Source organism: Nostoc sp., assembly GCF_036919815.1.
GTDB lineage: Bacteria > Cyanobacteriota > Cyanobacteriia > Cyanobacteriales > Nostocaceae > Nostoc.
Window position 1 is genome coordinate 1 of sequence record NZ_JBALCE010000005.1, and the last position, 16,487, is coordinate 16,487.

11 protein-coding genes are annotated in these 16,487 nt (G+C 44.5%); 8 read left to right on the forward strand and 3 right to left on the reverse strand.

The features are described from left to right. Window positions 1-433 precede the first annotated feature (433 nt). Window positions 434-4,402: a hypothetical protein gene (locus V7K15_RS00845; RefSeq protein WP_334902155.1), complete on the reverse strand. Its 3,969-nt coding sequence runs from the start codon at window positions 4,400-4,402 to the stop codon at window positions 434-436. 536 nt (window positions 4,403-4,938) lie between these two features. Here V7K15_RS00845 and V7K15_RS00850 point away from each other — a divergent pair. The 4 genes from V7K15_RS00850 to V7K15_RS00865 all read left to right on the forward strand — a co-directional run bounded on the left by V7K15_RS00850 (window position 4,939) and on the right by V7K15_RS00865 (window position 8,904). Next, window positions 4,939-5,640, forward strand: coding sequence for a Crp/Fnr family transcriptional regulator (locus V7K15_RS00850; RefSeq protein ID WP_334902157.1), 702 nt, complete (start codon window positions 4,939-4,941; stop codon window positions 5,638-5,640). A 13-nt stretch (window positions 5,641-5,653) separates the two neighbouring features. Further along, the gene (locus V7K15_RS00855; protein ID WP_334902159.1) at window positions 5,654-6,391 is read left to right on the forward strand and encodes a DUF2232 domain-containing protein; all 738 of its coding nucleotides are present in this window, start codon (window positions 5,654-5,656) and stop codon (window positions 6,389-6,391) included. A 78-nt stretch (window positions 6,392-6,469) separates the two neighbouring features. After that, the gene (gene cobT / locus V7K15_RS00860) at window positions 6,470-7,648 is read left to right on the forward strand and encodes a nicotinate mononucleotide-dependent phosphoribosyltransferase CobT (protein WP_334902384.1); all 1,179 of its coding nucleotides are present in this window, start codon (window positions 6,470-6,472) and stop codon (window positions 7,646-7,648) included. Between the two features lie 56 nt (window positions 7,649-7,704). After that, window positions 7,705-8,904 carry an extracellular solute-binding protein gene (locus V7K15_RS00865; protein ID WP_334902161.1) on the forward strand — a complete coding sequence of 400 codons (1,200 nt, stop codon included), beginning with the start codon at window positions 7,705-7,707 and terminating at the stop codon, window positions 8,902-8,904. 70 nt (window positions 8,905-8,974) lie between these two features. Here the strand turns inward: V7K15_RS00865 and V7K15_RS00870 are convergent, their stop codons facing one another. Both V7K15_RS00870 and V7K15_RS00875 read right to left on the reverse strand, forming a co-directional pair. Beyond that, the gene (locus tag V7K15_RS00870) at window positions 8,975-11,011 is read right to left on the reverse strand and encodes a hybrid sensor histidine kinase/response regulator (RefSeq protein WP_334902162.1); all 2,037 of its coding nucleotides are present in this window, start codon (window positions 11,009-11,011) and stop codon (window positions 8,975-8,977) included. A 4-nt stretch (window positions 11,012-11,015) separates the two neighbouring features. Then, window positions 11,016-11,588, reverse strand: coding sequence for a chemotaxis protein CheB (locus tag V7K15_RS00875; RefSeq protein WP_334902164.1), 573 nt, complete (start codon window positions 11,586-11,588; stop codon window positions 11,016-11,018). Between the two features lie 1,055 nt (window positions 11,589-12,643). On the opposite strand from V7K15_RS00875, the gene V7K15_RS00880 reads away from it, so the two are divergent. The 4 genes from V7K15_RS00880 to ctaD are packed head-to-tail and all read left to right on the forward strand — an operon-like array spanning window position 12,644 to window position 16,379. Continuing rightward, window positions 12,644-13,144, forward strand: coding sequence for a DUF2231 domain-containing protein (locus V7K15_RS00880; protein WP_334902166.1), 501 nt, complete (start codon window positions 12,644-12,646; stop codon window positions 13,142-13,144). Continuing rightward, window positions 13,141-13,758 (forward strand): DUF2231 domain-containing protein, encoded by a 618-nt coding sequence (locus V7K15_RS00885; RefSeq protein WP_334902167.1) that lies wholly within the window; start codon window positions 13,141-13,143, stop codon window positions 13,756-13,758. Before V7K15_RS00880 ends, V7K15_RS00885 begins: the two co-directional genes overlap by 4 nt. A 39-nt stretch (window positions 13,759-13,797) precedes the next feature. Next, window positions 13,798-14,703, forward strand: coding sequence for a cytochrome c oxidase subunit II (locus V7K15_RS00890; protein ID WP_334902386.1), 906 nt, complete (start codon window positions 13,798-13,800; stop codon window positions 14,701-14,703). 14 nt (window positions 14,704-14,717) lie between these two features. Then, the gene (gene ctaD, locus V7K15_RS00895) at window positions 14,718-16,379 is read left to right on the forward strand and encodes a cytochrome c oxidase subunit I (RefSeq protein WP_334902169.1); all 1,662 of its coding nucleotides are present in this window, start codon (window positions 14,718-14,720) and stop codon (window positions 16,377-16,379) included. Window positions 16,380-16,487 lie beyond the last annotated feature (108 nt).

A 16,487-nucleotide genomic window follows, 5' to 3' on the forward strand; every position in this document is an offset into this window, starting at 1 on the left:
ACGACGTGTCATGATAACACTCCTCACTCTTCTGAATTTTCCATCAGCCACTAATTCTAAAATAGATTGATGCCTATTTGATGACACACCCTAGTAGTCTGTCAAGTTTAAATTGATGGGTAAGCAAGTTCGTAGTGAGTCAGCGCAGGAACAGGGTGTTTCCCCTATGAGCAACGTTAGCGTGTTTTGTCTAAGGCTCGCTGTTAGCGTTCGAGCGTCACCCGTCCCTTGCGCGTCTTTGTCTGGAGAAGGGTAATACCATTTGAGATTTGAGATTTTGGATTGTGAAACATCCATTGGATAAGCGTTTCAGGTTTGCATCTGTCGCAATGATTTTTCAAATTGGTATAAGGACTTTAACTTTAGTGCTTACTACAAACTCTTCATTACTTGCTTGACAAAGTAGTAGTATGCTTATTTCCAGCGTGAAGTCTCAACGATGAACCTCTAAGTCGAAATTCACCGTATATGGTTCCTCCAGTGATTGCTGATTACTAGCCTTGATTGCATCTAAATAGCGACGCAAAGACAACAGTTGTTGGGAATTGGGACGATAAGTGAGACTCCCTTGTTTTTCAAAAAGTGGTGCTGTGGCGATCGCCTGATAGTCAGGATTTTGTTGCGAACTCTGGGTAAGCCAAGCTGAGTCTGTGACTGAAGGTATCAAACCTGAAGGCAGTTCACCTTCTAAAAAAGCTAGCAGGCGTTCCTGACAAGTGCGAGTATTGATCCCACGACCTTCAAATAACTGGATAACTTCACCGAAAGATAAGGGTCGATCTGGTAGCAGCCGCAGCAATTCTGTAAATAGGAAATAATCAGTGTATTGTTGCCTGGGTATATCTAATATCTGGGGATGTAGAGGCAGCATTGCCAAACCATAGGCAACCCGACTGCAATTAGGAGCGCCGTTTTCGCCAAGATATAAATCTTGAATAATCTTAGAGTTGGGGAGTTTTTGCCGTAGCCATCGGTTCACCGTCCCGACACAAGCCACCCCACCAGTCAGGATAGCTTGATTAATTGCTTCTGTAGGGATGCCACGAGCTACCAATAATTTGTTGAGTTCTCGGTTGATGCGGCGCACAAAGGGGATAAATACCTGGCTTTCTAAGTCTCGTCGCTGCAAAATCCACTGCTGATCGGCCAATTCCAGGGTAAAAGAGTCTTGGTGTTGCAAAATCAACTTTAGGGCTAGTGCCGCATCTAATACCGCCTGTCCCAGTAGAGAACTTTCTAGACGTTGCTGGAGGCGAATCCGAGCGATAATATCTGGTTCTCCGACTCTGGGTAGTTCTAATTCTTCCAACCCTAAACTCTGCCAACGCATTTGGTCTAAACCCGGAATTGAGGGTTGCCATTGCCAAGGATTAGTGGTAATAGTTTGGCCATCGCTTGGTGTTTCGGAGCGTGATTGCCGAGATTTAGGTGGCAATAGCAGCTGGCAGATAATATCTTGTTCAATTCCCTTGCCAGCGTATGCAAAACTGTGAAGCATGAAATCATTGTATGTCAATTGCAGTAAGGTTTCTGGTACATCGACCAGCAACATTTCTGTGGCAGCTGTTCCAATATTAATCACCAGGGTATTGCCAACAATCGGATGTTCGCTGGTTTTTGCTGGATGAGAACCTTGACTATTGCTTAATTTTACTTGCTCACCGTTACCAGCATCGAGTTCTGGGAGTAGACTAGCGATCGCTTCTTCCACAAAAAAGACTTGCTGCGGATGTTGGATCAGTTTGCTAGTGAGTAAAGCTTCGCGCACGTTAAAGCGGTATTGTTCCGACCAGCTAGATGGACAGGTACAAATTACACCAGCAATATTACTGATAATCTGCGGAAAATTTTCTTCGCTGATCCCAACAGCAGCAACCATTAAACTAGGTGTAGTACTTGTTTGGTCGGATTTGAGGGTTAATAGTAGCTTAGAGAGCGATCGCACAACCCAAATCAAAGGGCCTGCCGAAAATTCATTTAATTGCAAAACAGGTTCCCATTTTTGCCGTTCACTCTTGTAGGGAATAGCTACTTGTAAATAGGGCTTCAACTGCGCCGAGTAGAGATTATTTATCGTCGCTTCTGCTGTCGATCTCGGTGTTGCAGGAGTGGTGGCCGAGTGGTCAGGCGCATTATCTTGGGCAACAGCCGCAGGTGCTATCTGCTCATGTGCTTCGATACTCTCATTTTCACCCTGGGGTATAGAAGCTGTAGGCAGATAAACCTCTGTTGGTAAACGAAATGATTGCTGAAACGAACTTGTTCCCGGCGGATTTTCTGCTGACCAGTAGATAGGATGTACAACAAAAGTTGAGCGATTTAATAATGCGGCAGAAATTCCTGTTGTACCTAAATCAATTCCTAAATACCAGACTGATTCTAGAACATTGAGGGAAACTTCTGGATTATTTATGGAGTTGGAAATTGAAGATAAAGAACTTACTTGAACAGTAGTTATGACTTCCTTTTGTTCAGTTTCTACCTGGGGTACAGTAGTTGAGGTATTCTCTGCTATTTGGAGATTTTCTGTTTGCGGCTCAGGGGAAGTTGTAGGGATTGTGTCTTGAGTGTTACTAATTAGTTCCGAGAAAATATTCAAGTTAGTATCTGGCTGCAACTCCGAATTTAGCTGCCGATCAAAATTAGCCAAATCTCGATCTAATTGCTGCAACTGTTCTTCATCTAAAGAAATATTAGGTACGACTGGAGACTGGTTTGACTCAACAGAAAGCAAGTTTTCTTGGGGTGAAGCAGTAATGTAGTTATCTGAAGATGGTTCTGGCTGATCATCATTAATTAATACTTCCGATGTGGCGATACCTTCGCTAGGCATCTCTAGCAGAGGCTGCGCGTAACTTGCTTCCCCGTAGGGGTATGCGATCGCAATTTCTGCTACTTCTGGAGCAACTGGTGCTGTAGTTGTCGCATTATCCCCAGAAGATAATACTTCCAACAGTTGCTGCTCACTACCTGTATCAGGCAATAGGTCAGTTAGGGTATTAATTGTATCAACACTAGTTGGCTGAGTGTCGAGTTGCACCGGGAAACTGTCTGTTTGTGGCGTAAACAAGCTAACAAGCGAATCTTGGTCAGTATCCTCTCCAAAAAATAGTTCTGACTGTGGGTCTGATGATGAATCTGTGCTTTCTACCAAAGTCTCTTGGGTTGAAAGATCTATATCCAGTATTGAAGGTACAGATGCGCCCTCAGCGATGTTCAGCGTTGAGGGGGGCGCTGTAGAAGCAGATAAGTCAACATCAAGGCTGGAATTATTAACATCATCAGTACCAAACAAACTGGCGTAAAGTTGGTCTACTTCATCACCAATTAACGCAGAAATATCTTGCGGTAATTCGGTCGCGGTTTCAGAATATTCAGACGAGTGTAAACCAAGCTGCAACAGCGCTGCATCTAAATCTTCTGTGAGGGTAGTCTCTTGTTGCTCAGAATTAATTGTCAGTGAAGATGAAGTTTCTGGCTGTATAAACTCCAAGGGCTGGGGCGCAACTTCAAGCAATGATGGTGGTGTCTCAGATTCTACCCCCAGAAAAGATGACTGAGAACTAGAGGATTGTTGCTGCAAATTCTGAGTCAAATTGTTGAGAAAGCTGGTCATCAGCTGTTCGCCTTGCATCCCCTTGCTATGCATTCTTGCCACGGCTTGCGACAGGGATTCATAATAAGTATTAATGTTGCGCTGTAGCGCATCAAAGACTACATTCACCGTCCCATCTAGTGATAATAGGCGTTGATCCAACTCCCTGGCTAGCTGGGTTAACCGCTCCACACTGTCTGGTGATTCTAAAAAATGTTGAGTTGCAGAGGTTACGTGATTTACTTCTGAAGAACTGACGGAATTTTCCCCCGTTTGTGCTACCAGTGGCGTTAAAGTTGGCACAAGACGACTCATGAGTACCTGTAAAAACTCGGTAATCATCTGATCCTGGTTTGTCAACTGCTGCGCTAAGGAGAAGTTTTGCAATCGCCTTTGCTCTAACTGCCGAATTTCTTGTATGAGAGTGGCTCTTTCTTGCAATAGCCCTTCTAATTCCGATCGCAATGGCTCGATCAATCTCGAAAATTCACTTTTTAATTGTCCTGCTCCAACAGCACTCTGTTCCTGGCTGGGTTGAAGCGGCGGTAGGGGATACTGGTTATTACCATGATCAATAAGTTTTGTTGACAAGGGCGAACGCAATTCTTCAGAAGACTGATTTTGGATGCCCCTCTCTAACGCTTCTTTTTCTTGTAACCTCACCAAGAAGTTGCGAATTCGTTCTAAAACTTCTTTAGGCTCTTGCGCCTGACCAGACAGAAATTTAGACAGGCGCTTGCCACCGTTGGCAAGTAAGTTGTCAATGTCTGCGATCAGCTTTTGGATTTCATCTGCACTGAAAGTCACTTTTGTTACCTTACCTAGAAATGTATGTCAACTAATGTGACAATTACTTTACAATTACCATACCCCGATGGGGAAGCAAACTACGTGCAGCCTCGACCATCGGGTAAATTTTGAGTGTCAAAAGCCGCTGCTTGGACTTTTGACACTCATTATGTTATGAATTACTGGGAATCGTGGCAATCTTCAGTCAGCGTTTGTTTAAGAAGCTTAGTTTTGTAGCTCATTGGTTGCCTATTTTGGAAAATTGCTAAAATACCTGAGCAATAATTTACTCACTTTAGTATCATTGATGTTGTTTGCCTATATTCTTAACTAACCCCTAAGCAATACAACCGCCGGCTATAAACTACTTTTTGCAAAACTTTTACCCCGTTTAAACTTATAGGTAAAGATCATTTAGAAAAACGTTCTTATCGCTTTCTTATGTAGCATAGTTTAGTTTTCTCTTTGAAAGGGAGCTATGCAATGATAGCTTAGGCTAAAAATGGCGCTCTTGTTTGTTGTGTGTATATAGCAGCTTGAATAAAAATGTCGTAATGGAAGACCGATATAGCTTGCAAGCACAGGCTAATCCCTGGATGATCAACTCGGCTCCCTTTTTTCAAGGGTTGCCAGAAGCTGCTGTGGAATCAGCCCTGATCCATCTTGTCACCCGCACTCACCCAGCCAATCAGGTGATTCTGCTGGAAAATGACTGGGGCGGTTCTGTGTATTTTATTCTGGACGGATGGGTAAAAATTCGCACCTACAATCTGGAAGGAAAAGAGGTAACGCTGAATATTCTTGGCAAAGGGGAATTGTTTGGTGAAATGGCGGCGCTAGATGAAGTACCTCGATCTACAGATGTGATTACCTTAGCCCCGACGGTAATTGGCAGTATGCCTGCTCAGGATTTTGTCAAGTTGCTTCAGATAGAACCCTTAGCGGGAGTTCGATTAGCGCAACTAATGGCGCGACGTTTGCGGCAAGTAAATCGGCGATTGCGCTTGCGGGAATCTGATAGCCAGTCACGGGTAGCAGATACGTTGCTATTTTTAGCAGAAGGGCAGGGAAAAAAAGGGCAAACAGGAACCGAAATCCCCAATTTACCTCATCGGGAATTGAGTAGTTTGAGCGGACTGGCGCGGGAAACGGTGACACGAGTGTTGACAAGGCTAGAAAAAAAAGGCTTGATTAAACGGGATCAAGATACTGTTTGTATTCCCGATTTGTCAGCCTTGGAAAGAATGATCGTTTAAGAACTTGTCAGATATGAGTATTTTAGATTCTCTCCCAGATGAGCCGGAGAAAGATCCATCCCCTAAATCTCCAACTCCCCACAATCATTGGTTAGACAAAGAACAGCAGTTAATGCCTCCTCAAGTCAAGGCTGATGCACCTTTGAGGATGGTAGAAACGGCATTTTTAGCGAGTACCGCTAGCTTGATTTGGTTTATTAATTTCTACTTTCCCTTGGGGCCAGTTTTGCGGATATTTTTTCCGGTGCCGATCGCACTAGTTTATTTGCGTTGGGGCAAACGTGCGGCATGGATGGCGGCACTCACCTGCGGGTTACTGCTGATGGTACTGATGGGACCGTCTCGCAGTTTGCTATTTGTCATGCCCTACGGATTTATGGGCGTGCTTTTGGGTGCAGCGTGGTATCGTCGTGTTCCCTGGATTGTTTCTATCACCTTGGGTACGCTGTTGGGTACTTTAGGAGTCTTTTTTCAGCTGTGGTTGCTGTCTGTTTTGTCCGGTCAAGACCTGTGGATTTATGCGATTACCCAGGCGACTGAGATCCTTAAGTGGGTATTTTTTAACTTGAGTTTATTAGCGAGTCCCAGTGTGTTTTTGATTCAAGTGGCAGCGATCGCTCTAATTCTACTCAACAACTTTATCTACCTTTTTGTAGTACACCTGGCAGCATGGTTCCTTTTCGACCGCTTGGGCAATCCCATTCCCCGTCCCCCACGCTGGGTACAAGTCCTTATGGATTATGAGGGATAATTATTAATCATTAGTCATTAGTCTTTCGTTAAATGATGAAGTCCTAACTAATCACCAATGCCCAATGCCCCATGCCCAATGCCCAATGCCCAAATTCGGATTTATACCCAAAAAGAACAGAGTGAAAAATGGCTACGACGGTATCGTGGTTGTCTACCCGTATTTGCTTGTGTTTTAGGATTTACTGAAACTGGTTTAATTCCAGGAATTTCAGCGGCTGGTCGCACTCCAGAGGATCGGAAATATACCGCTTGTGCCGATGCCGAGTTTTTGTATTATGGCGCAGAACATAAAGCCCAATATCCCTTACCACCATTAGCGGCTGGGGCTTCGCCTGTGCTGATTTCTCGCGCTGTTTTTGAGTCGCTAAAAATACCAGTTCATTTGTTTAATGCTGGTTTACCCCAGCCTCCTGCTGTGCCAGTAATTGATTTGGGTGGCGCTGCCGCTAAGTGTTTAAGTGGAGGTGCTGCTATGGAAATTACAACGGTACACCACTTGTTTAAACAAGGGCTACTTTGGGGAGAACGCCTTGCTGCCAATATCCAACAGGGATATCTGATTCTCGGTGAGTGCGTCGTTGGAGGTACTACAACTGCCCTGGCAATCTTAACTGGTTTAGGTATAGATGCTGCCGGAAAAGTTAACAGTAGCCACCCTGTTTGTAACCACGCGCAAAAGTGGGATTTAGTGCAAGCTGGGCTGGAGAAGATGATGGGGAGTAGGGAACCGGGGGAGATAAACTTCCAATATCAAAGCCAAAATTCCGTTGATCCTTTACAACTCGTTGCCGGCGTGGGTGATCCGATGCAAGTGGTGGTAGCTGGGATGGCGATCGCAGCTAGTCGTAGTTGTGGTGTAATGCTGGCTGGTGGGACGCAAATGTTGGCGGTTTATGCGCTAGTGAGTGCGATCGCTCAAGCTTACACTTTATCATGGCGACCAGAAGCAGTAGTTGTCGGCACAACTCGCTGGGTAGCAGAAGACCCTACTGGCGCTACAGTTGACTTAGCCCTCAGTTTAGGAAAAGGCAGCTTAACTCAGAGTGGAGGAACCCCTCCTTTATTAGCAACTCATCTGAGCTTTGCTGATTCTCGTTATCCCCAACTGAGAGCTTATGAGCAGGGCTTTGTCAAAGAAGGCATGGGTGCTGGAGCCGCTTGCATAGCCGCCCATCTTAGCCAAGATTGGCAGCAACACCAACTTTTGGCAGCCATTGAAGCCCAACTTGAACTGCTAAGTACAGCATTTCATTAATTTGTAGTAACATTCTGTGCCTTTAGGTATAATCAAAAATCTCAAATTTAAAATCAATGGAACGACGGTCTTTTTTGCTAGGCACAAGTACATTGGCACTTTCCCAACTGCTTTTTGGCTGTGGTGGAAAGAACCAGAGGCAACTAAAAGTACAGTTATTAAAAGGTTCTATACCTGGTCAAGTGGTGAATCAGTTCCACAAAGGTTTGCAGGAACAGGCGCAGTTAAAGTTTGCTCCTGTTGAGCAGATACAGGATTTATTTCAGCAATTACAAAATTGGCAGCAGAAACCAAAAGCCACTGATGAGCAGGGATGGAGGCACTTTATACCCTTTATACGTCGCTTTATACCCTTTATACAAGATCAAAAAACAGCTGACGCAGACCTAGTGACATTGGGCGATTACTGGCTAAAAGCAGCTATTGAGCAGAAATTGATTCAACCACTCCAAGAGGTAGAGGGAAACCAATTAAAGCAGTGGTCTGTTTTAGATGAAAGCTGGAAGAAATTAGTAACGCGGAACGACGAAGGTAACTTGGACACTCAAGGGAAGGTGTGGGGTGCGCCTTACCGTTGGGGTAGCACGGTGATTGTTTATAACCGTGACAAGTTGCGAAAATTGGGATGGACACCCAAAGATTGGAGTGATTTATGGCGAGATGAAATGCAGCAGCACATTTCCCTACTTGATCAACCACGAGAAGTTATTGGTCTGGTCTTAAAGAAGCTAGGAAAATCTTACAATACAGAGAATCTTGACCAAGTACCAGACTTAGAAAAAGAATTACAGACATTAAACCAACAGGTGAAGTTCTACAGTTCCAATAACTACTTGGAACCTCTAATTATGGGAGACACTTGGCTAGCTGTTGGTTGGTCAAGCGATGTGCTGCCAGTTTTGGGACGTTATCCCCAACTTGCAGCAGTTATCCCGCAGTCAGGAACAGCAATCTGGGCAGACTTATGGGTACGTCCGGCAGGTATTACTAGGAATACTTTATCAGCTCAATGGATTGATTTTTGTTGGGAACCAAGCACAGCTAAACAAATTTCGGTGCTGACCAAAAGTAATTCGCCAATTTCTACAGATATTGTCGCTTCCGATATTGAAGAACCATTATGGAGCTTATTGAAGAGCGATGTCTACGACGGGCTACGCCTACGCAAAATTTTCAATAAAAGTGAATTTTTGCTTCCCTTACCCCCATCAATAATAAAACAATACGAGTCTTTATTCGCCAAAATTAAGGTTTAATTGGGCATTGAGCAAAACAGTTTCTCTTTTCCCAGTCCTGAGTAAAGAAATGAGATTCCCCACTCCCAAATCAACTCGCCGAAATTTCCAGAGGTAGTTTTAATACATTGGCAACCATAGCAATTAATTTAGTGGGGTCAATTGGCTTAGATAAATGCTGCTGAAACCCTGCTCTTAGCGCTTCTAGGCGGTCTTCCTCTCGCGTGTATGCTGTTAAAGCGATCGCCGGGATACATCCGCCTTTTTCTGGTTCCAAAGAGCGCAGTTTGCGAATCAGTGTATAACCATCTTGCTCTGACATGCCGATGTCGCTAATTAGGATATCTAGTTTTGCTTGTTCAACTATTGCTAGCGCTTCATCAACTGATGCTACCGCAGTGGCGATCGCTCCATACTCCTCAAACATAAAACTGAGAAAGTTACGGGTATCTGTTTCATCATCTACAACTAAAACTCTTAATCCAGTCAGAGGCATCGATACCACAAGGGAGGAAGTTTCTTCTCTACTTCCTTTATTACCCCTATTATCTTGTAGCAGTGGCAGTCTGACAGTAAAGGTTGCTCCTTGTCCACTGCCTAAACTTTCGGCAAAAATTGTACCCTCGTGCAGTTCCACTAGATGGCGAACGATCGCTAGTCCTAGTCCTAGTCCATTGTGCGATCGCGTTGTGGTGCTGTCTGCTTGCCGGAAACGCTCAAATACTTTGGGTAAAAACTCCGAACTAATACCAATGCCCGTATCGATCACTTGAATTTGGGCGTATTTGTGAGTTGTTTGTTGTCCTTCACCACAGACTACTGACAGATTCACTTCTACCCTGCCACCCTTGGGGGTAAACTTAATGGCATTAGTTAGTAGGTTCCAGACAACTTGCTGTAACCGGGCTGGATCGCCATAAACTGACCCTACCGAAGTATCCAGGAAAGTATTTAACTTGATATCTTTTGGCTCTGCTAGGGGACGCACTGCTTCTAAAGCTGCCTCCATCACCGAGAGCAGATTCACCGCAGCTACATTTAACCGCAGCTGACCCCGGATAATCCGGGATACATCTAAGATATCCTCAATTAGTTGCATCTGAGATATGGCATTGCGTTCGATCGCTTCCAAGGCGCGGGAAGTGGCTTTCTCATCAAGTTTCTTAGAGCGGAGGATTTTTGACCAGCCCAGCATTGAGGTTAGGGGTGTGCGGAGTTCGTGGGAGAGTACGGCGAGAAACTCATCTTTCATCCGATTTGCTGCTTCTGCTTCAGCCCTTGCCGTCTGTTCTCGAATCACTTGAGCGCGGACTTCTTCTGCTTGTTTGCGTTCAGTAATATCTTCGAGGGTGCCGACATATCCTAGCAATTCTCCTTGACCGGAAAGCATTGGTGATGAGCGAACCTGAACCCAACGGATGCTACCGTAAGCAGTTTGAAAGCGAAACTCTTCAGAGTAGTCACGACTTTGACGAATGTAGTTAGACCAACTGCTAACTGCTCGTTCTCGATCTTCTGGATGAACTGATTCTAGCCATCTTTTTTCTAAACTCTCTGCCGCTTGCAAATCACAAATGGCCTGATAGCGGGGATTAGTATATCTACATCCTCCTTCAGTATCAATTTCAAAAATGCCAACGGGTGAACAGGTACTCAGCGATCGCAATCGTTCTTCACTTTGCCTGAGTGAACCATTCATAGCTACCAGTTGCGCGGCTTGTTGCTTGACGGCTTCTGTTTTCTTAAATAGTTCTACGAATACTATGACTTTAGAAGTCAAGATATTCGGGTCTAATGGTTTGAGCAGATAATCAACTGCACCCAAGGCATAGCCTTTAAACAGCATTTGGTCGCTGGTGCTAAAGGCGGTGAGAAAGATAATTGGAGTGTGACGCGATCGCCCCCGATTGCGAATCAAGGTAGCAGTTTCAAAGCCATCCATCCCTGGCATTTGTACATCAAGCAAAATTACTGCAAAGTCTTGATGTAGCAGACACCTCAAAGCTTCTTCCCCAGAAGTAGCTCTCACGAGATTCTCTCCCAGTTTTTCTAGGATTGCCTCTAGTGCCAGCAAATTTTCTAGCTTATCATCCACTAGGAGGATGTTTACTTTGGGTTCCATCTGCATGGGTTTATTTCCGTGATAAGTGACAAAGCTTGACCATTTGGGAAGCAATGTTTGAGAGTGTCAAAATCCAGTCTACTGCAACAGCAGAGATTGCTGCCTCTGGCATAACGTCGCTCTCAGCTGTGGCAGGTTCCTGTACAATAGTCAGTCCTCCCCGTGCTTTTATTTTCTTCAGACCTTGCCTACCATCTTGATTTGCTCCTGTCAATATTACACCAATAACTTGCTCACCATAGACATCGGCCGCTGATTCAAATAGTACATCAATAGATGGTCTGGCATAGGAAACAGGCTGATCAGTCGAAAGAGCAAAGTGATCTAGTTCAACCAGCAAGTGATAATCTGCTGGAGCTAGGTAGATATGTCCTGATAGTATTTCGTCTTTGTCTTCCACTTCTCGAATCGGCAACAAACTGGATTCTTGTAATAATTCCTGGAGTGTGTTATTAGAATCCTTGTGACGGTGTTGCACGATCGCGATCGGCACCAGGAAATCTGCTGGTAAGTTCCCCAGGATAATTTTTAATGCTGATAATCCGCCCAAAGAAGTACCAATTACCACAATTTTAAACGACACTTGTTTAGCCCTCACACCTGTAGAATGTGGGTTTAAATTTTCGAGGATGTTTTAAAAGTATTGGGCGAATATAATTCACTACTACACGAATCAAGTCTACCTCGGTGGACTAAGAGAAAATTAAGAGTTTTTAACCCACGCCGGCGCTCACTGAGCTTGTCGTTGGCGGAGCCTCTCGTAGGCAAGTGTGGGTTTTGCCTATAGAACCGCGATTTATAATCGCCAGGGCTAGAGAGTTTCCAAACATCTTCTTAGTGTGACTTGATGGCTCATAAAATCCTTTCAGTATTCTCCAGTTTCACTACAGCTACTAACTTACAGCGTTTTTCAGGTAAATGAGGTACACAGGTAGCGGCACAATAATGTTGTGCCCTTACAATAATCTGTACAGAGGCGCTTGTTGCAATCTGCCGTATCTTGATTCCCTTCTATACCAACTACTGAATGAAGATTATATAATTTTGTCCCTTGCATTACAAATAAATATTTTATCATTGTGAGCTACTTTACAAATAAATATTATATCTAGGGTTTTTAAAATTTTAATTAATGCCAGAATCGATACATTTTGAAAATACTTTTTTGCTAAATAATTAACTTTTAAAATTTTAATTATTATTGTTTTGACAATTCATAAAAATTTACTTAAACTAAAAGATAGGTTAGGCAAATCAACAAACGACAGCAATTTTTTTAGCTCCACCAAAAATTGCTGTTGCAGACTATGGGCATGAGGAAATTAATCGCAATCAAAATTATTCACTGTAGGCAAGCTCACTAGATTTAGCTGCAAAAAGCTAAGACATGATTAAGCGTATTGCACGGCGCACATATTGAACATATTCCGGTCAACTATAGATGGATACTTGTGGTGATATTAGTGAGTATCCATCAATCATTGAAGTTTAACTAGCGATTCTAGATTTTCGATTTTGGATTAGGGTCTTCTGGTTTATATCTCGTCAGAGACGGAATAAATCTAAAATCCAAAATTGGCAATCCAAAATTGATTGACCAAAGTGCAGTAGATATGTCCAGGAGAAAACAAGAAGACAATGCTTGAGTATTTGACATCTTTGAACGACCACAATTTACCCTATCCAGATACGATTCATCCCATCGTTGTCCACTTCGTAATTGCGATGGTATTGTTTTCGTTTTTCTGCGATGTAGTTGGCTATTTTACTGGTAAAGCCAGTCTTTTTGAGGTGAGTTGGTGGAATATGTTAGTTGCCACGATCGCTATCTTCGTCGCAATCATTTTTGGTCAATTTGAAGCGGGTTTAGCCCAACCTTATAGCCTCGCTAAATCGGTGCTGAATTTGCATACACTGATTGGTTGGTCGCTTTCGGGAATCATCACCGCAATTACAGCTTGGCGCTATGTAATTCGTTCTCGCAACCCGCAAAAAATACCAATTTATTATTTAGGAGCCGGGTTAATTTTGACCCTGATAGTTGGCTTGCAGGTATATCTCGGAGATGAACTTGTTTGGGTGTATGGATTGCATACAGTGCCAGTAGTGGAAGCAGTAAAGGATGGTCTGTTGCGATGAACTCAGAATTAATTGACCAATTGAGCGGCTCTCTAGGCGCAAACGGATTACCTTACACAATTCCCATTCATCCCAACTTAGTCCATTTAACAATAGGTTTGTTCATCATTGGGATGACCTTTGATATTGTTGGTGTTCTATTCCCCTTTGAAAAATGGGTCTTTAAATTTTTAGCAATTACTGTGGAACGTGACAACTTATTTAATGTTGGCTGGTACAACATGCTAGCTGCCAGCATCATTACATTTTTCACAGTGGGAGCAGGCTTTTACGAAATGCTGTTGGCAACACCACCAGCTGATATGAAAAGTGCCTGGGGATTGCAGGCAATGCAAACTATGCTTTGGCATGGTGTAGGTGGTGTGTTGTTATTAGCGCTGATTGTTGGCATGACCATCTGGAGAGGATGGCAGCGCTTCGTTTGGGCCAAACAAGAATATAAACAGACAGATAGAGAAGTGCAATGGAGCTATCTGTTGGGAGGCATAGCAATCATGTTGATTATGTACGTCCACGGGACACTAGGAGCGCAAATCGCTACCGAGTTTGGCGTACACAATACAGCAGATAATTTGTTGCGATCGCACCAAGACCTCAACACAACACTCAAATAAATCATTAGCCCAATGCCCCATGCCCAATAACCAATGACCATGAAAATCCAGAAGATTTTAAATATTTTGACGCTGCTTACAGGCGCGATCGCAGTGACTATTACCAGTCTCTGGATCGGTAAGCAGGCTTACTTTTGGCTTCCCCCCCAAGCAGCAGCCGAATCCCTACTAATTGATGATTTGATTAGCTTCTTAGTAACCCTCGGTGCCTTCATCTTCTTGGGAGTAACAAGTACTTTAATGTATTCTGTGATCTTCCATCGGGCAGTGAAAGATGACTTCAGCGACGGCCCCCCAATTCATGGCAATGTCACCTTAGAAGTTGTCTGGACAGCAATCCCAATTCTTTTGGTGTTTTGGATTGCGGGTTACAGCTACCAAGTTTATGAACAAATGGGGATTCAAGGCCCAGCCGAATTAGTTCACCTGCATAATCCGCTAGCAATGGAATCAGTACCAGCTAACGCTTTAGCAGAACCCGTTGAGAAAATCGACGTACTAGCTAAACAGTGGGCGTGGGTTTTTCATTACCCAGAAAAAGATATTACCAGTACCGAATTGCATTTGCCGAGCGATCGCCGGATACGTTTAGCGCTCAAATCACAAGACGTTCTCCACGGCTTTTATATACCTGCGTTTCGCCTCAAGCAGGATATTATTCCCAACCAGAGCATCGACTTTGAATTTACTCCTATCCGCCCCGGACAATACCGATTGACCGATTCCCAATATAGCGGCACCTACTTTGCGACGATGCAGGCGAATGTAGTCGTCGAATCTCCTGAAGATTATCAGCAGTGGCTAGCACAAGCTGCAACTCAAAAGCCATCTCCAGCAAAGAATCAGGCAGCTTCTGAGTATGCCCAAACATCCAATCAATCAGTCAAAACAGGTTGGGTTACAGTTCCACCTGCTGCACCTCCTCTAGTGAATTCTCCTGGTTAAAAGGAAACTAACCGATGACTAATATTCCGATTGAAGGTATTCTTCTCCCGAATGAGAAGCCTAACCACGAATCTCCAAGTAACTGGAAAGAATACTTTAGCTTTAGTACAGACCATAAAGTTATTGGTATCCAGTATCTCGTTACCTCATTCTTCTTCTTTCTCGTCGGCGGTATCTTTGCGATGGTGATGCGGGGAGAACTACTAACACCCGAATCAGATTTAGTCGATCGCACAGTCTACAACGGGATGTTCACCATGCACGGCACTATAATGCTGTTTTTGTGGACATTTCCCTCCCTAGTTGGTTTTGCTAACTATCTAGTGCCACTGATGATTGGGGCGCGAGATATGGCATTTCCCCGCCTCAACGCCGTTGCCTTTTGGATGGTGCCAGTAGTTGGGATTTTGATGATGGGTAGCTTCTTCGTCCCTGGTGGACCAGCCCAAGCCGGTTGGTGGTCTTACCCGCCAGTCAGTCTCCAGAATCCCACAGGTAACTTAATAAATGGTCAAGTTATCTGGCTGTTAGCGGTGGCAATATCCGGCGTATCCTCGATTATGGGGGCAGTAAACTTTGTCACCACCATCGTCAAGATGCGGGCGCCAGGAATGGGCTTCTTTCGGATGCCCTTGTTTGTCTGGGGAGTGTTTAGCGCCCAGATTATCCAACTTTTCGGACTACCTGCACTGACAGCTGGTGCGGTGATGCTGTTACTCGACCTCACAGTTGGTACTAGCTTTTTTGACCCAGCCAAGGGTGGAAATCCAGTCATGTTCCAGCATTACTTCTGGTTCTACTCCCACCCTGCCGTTTACGTGATTATTTTGCCCGTCTTTGCGATTTTCTCAGAAATCTTCCCAGTTTATTCACGTAAACCTCTATTTGGTTACAAAGTAGTTGCTATTTCATCCATCTTGATTGCAGGAGTGAGCGGCATTGTTTGGGTACACCACATGTACGTCAGTGGTACATCAGGCTGGATGCGGTTGGTTTTCATGATGACAACGATGTGTGTATCTGTACCGACGGGAATTAAAGTATTTGCCTGGGTAGCGACTATTTGGGGCGGTAAACTGCGGCTAAATACCCCCATGCTGTTTGCTCTGGGTGGATTAGTCATGTTTGTGTTCGCCGGCATCACAGGGATCATGCTTTCCTCGGTGCCGGTCGATGTCCACGTTAACAATACCTATTTTGTGGTGGGACACTTCCACTACGTCCTTTACGGCACCGTGACGATGGGCTTATTTGCTGCCATCTATCACTGGTTCCCCAAAATGACTGGGCGGATGTACTCCGAAAGCTGGGGCAAAATCCACTTCTGGTTAGCCTTCATCGGCACCAACCTTAACTTTTTGCCTATGCACCCATTAGGATTGCAAGGAATGTTACGTCGAGTTGCTTCCTACGCCCCAGAGTATCAATTCTGGAATGTGATCGCTAGCGTGGGCGGATTTCTCTTAGGAATGTCCACCTTGCCCTTCATATTCAACATGGTGATTTCTTGGATGCAAGGCGAGAAAGCACCTGCTAATCCTTGGCGGGCAATTGGACTAGAGTGGTTAGTTTCTTCACCCCCCCCAGTAGAAAACTTTGAAGAAATCCCCATCATCATCTCCAAACCCTACGGCTACGGCAAATCAGAACCCTTAACAGCCAACCTCCCAGAATAACCCAAAGGGAAGCCACAGAAACCCTCCGCGCCCCTCTGCGGTTCCCTCCGCGACGGCAGTCGCTACAACGGGGGGAACCCCCGCAATGCGCTGCCTCTCCTTTGCGTT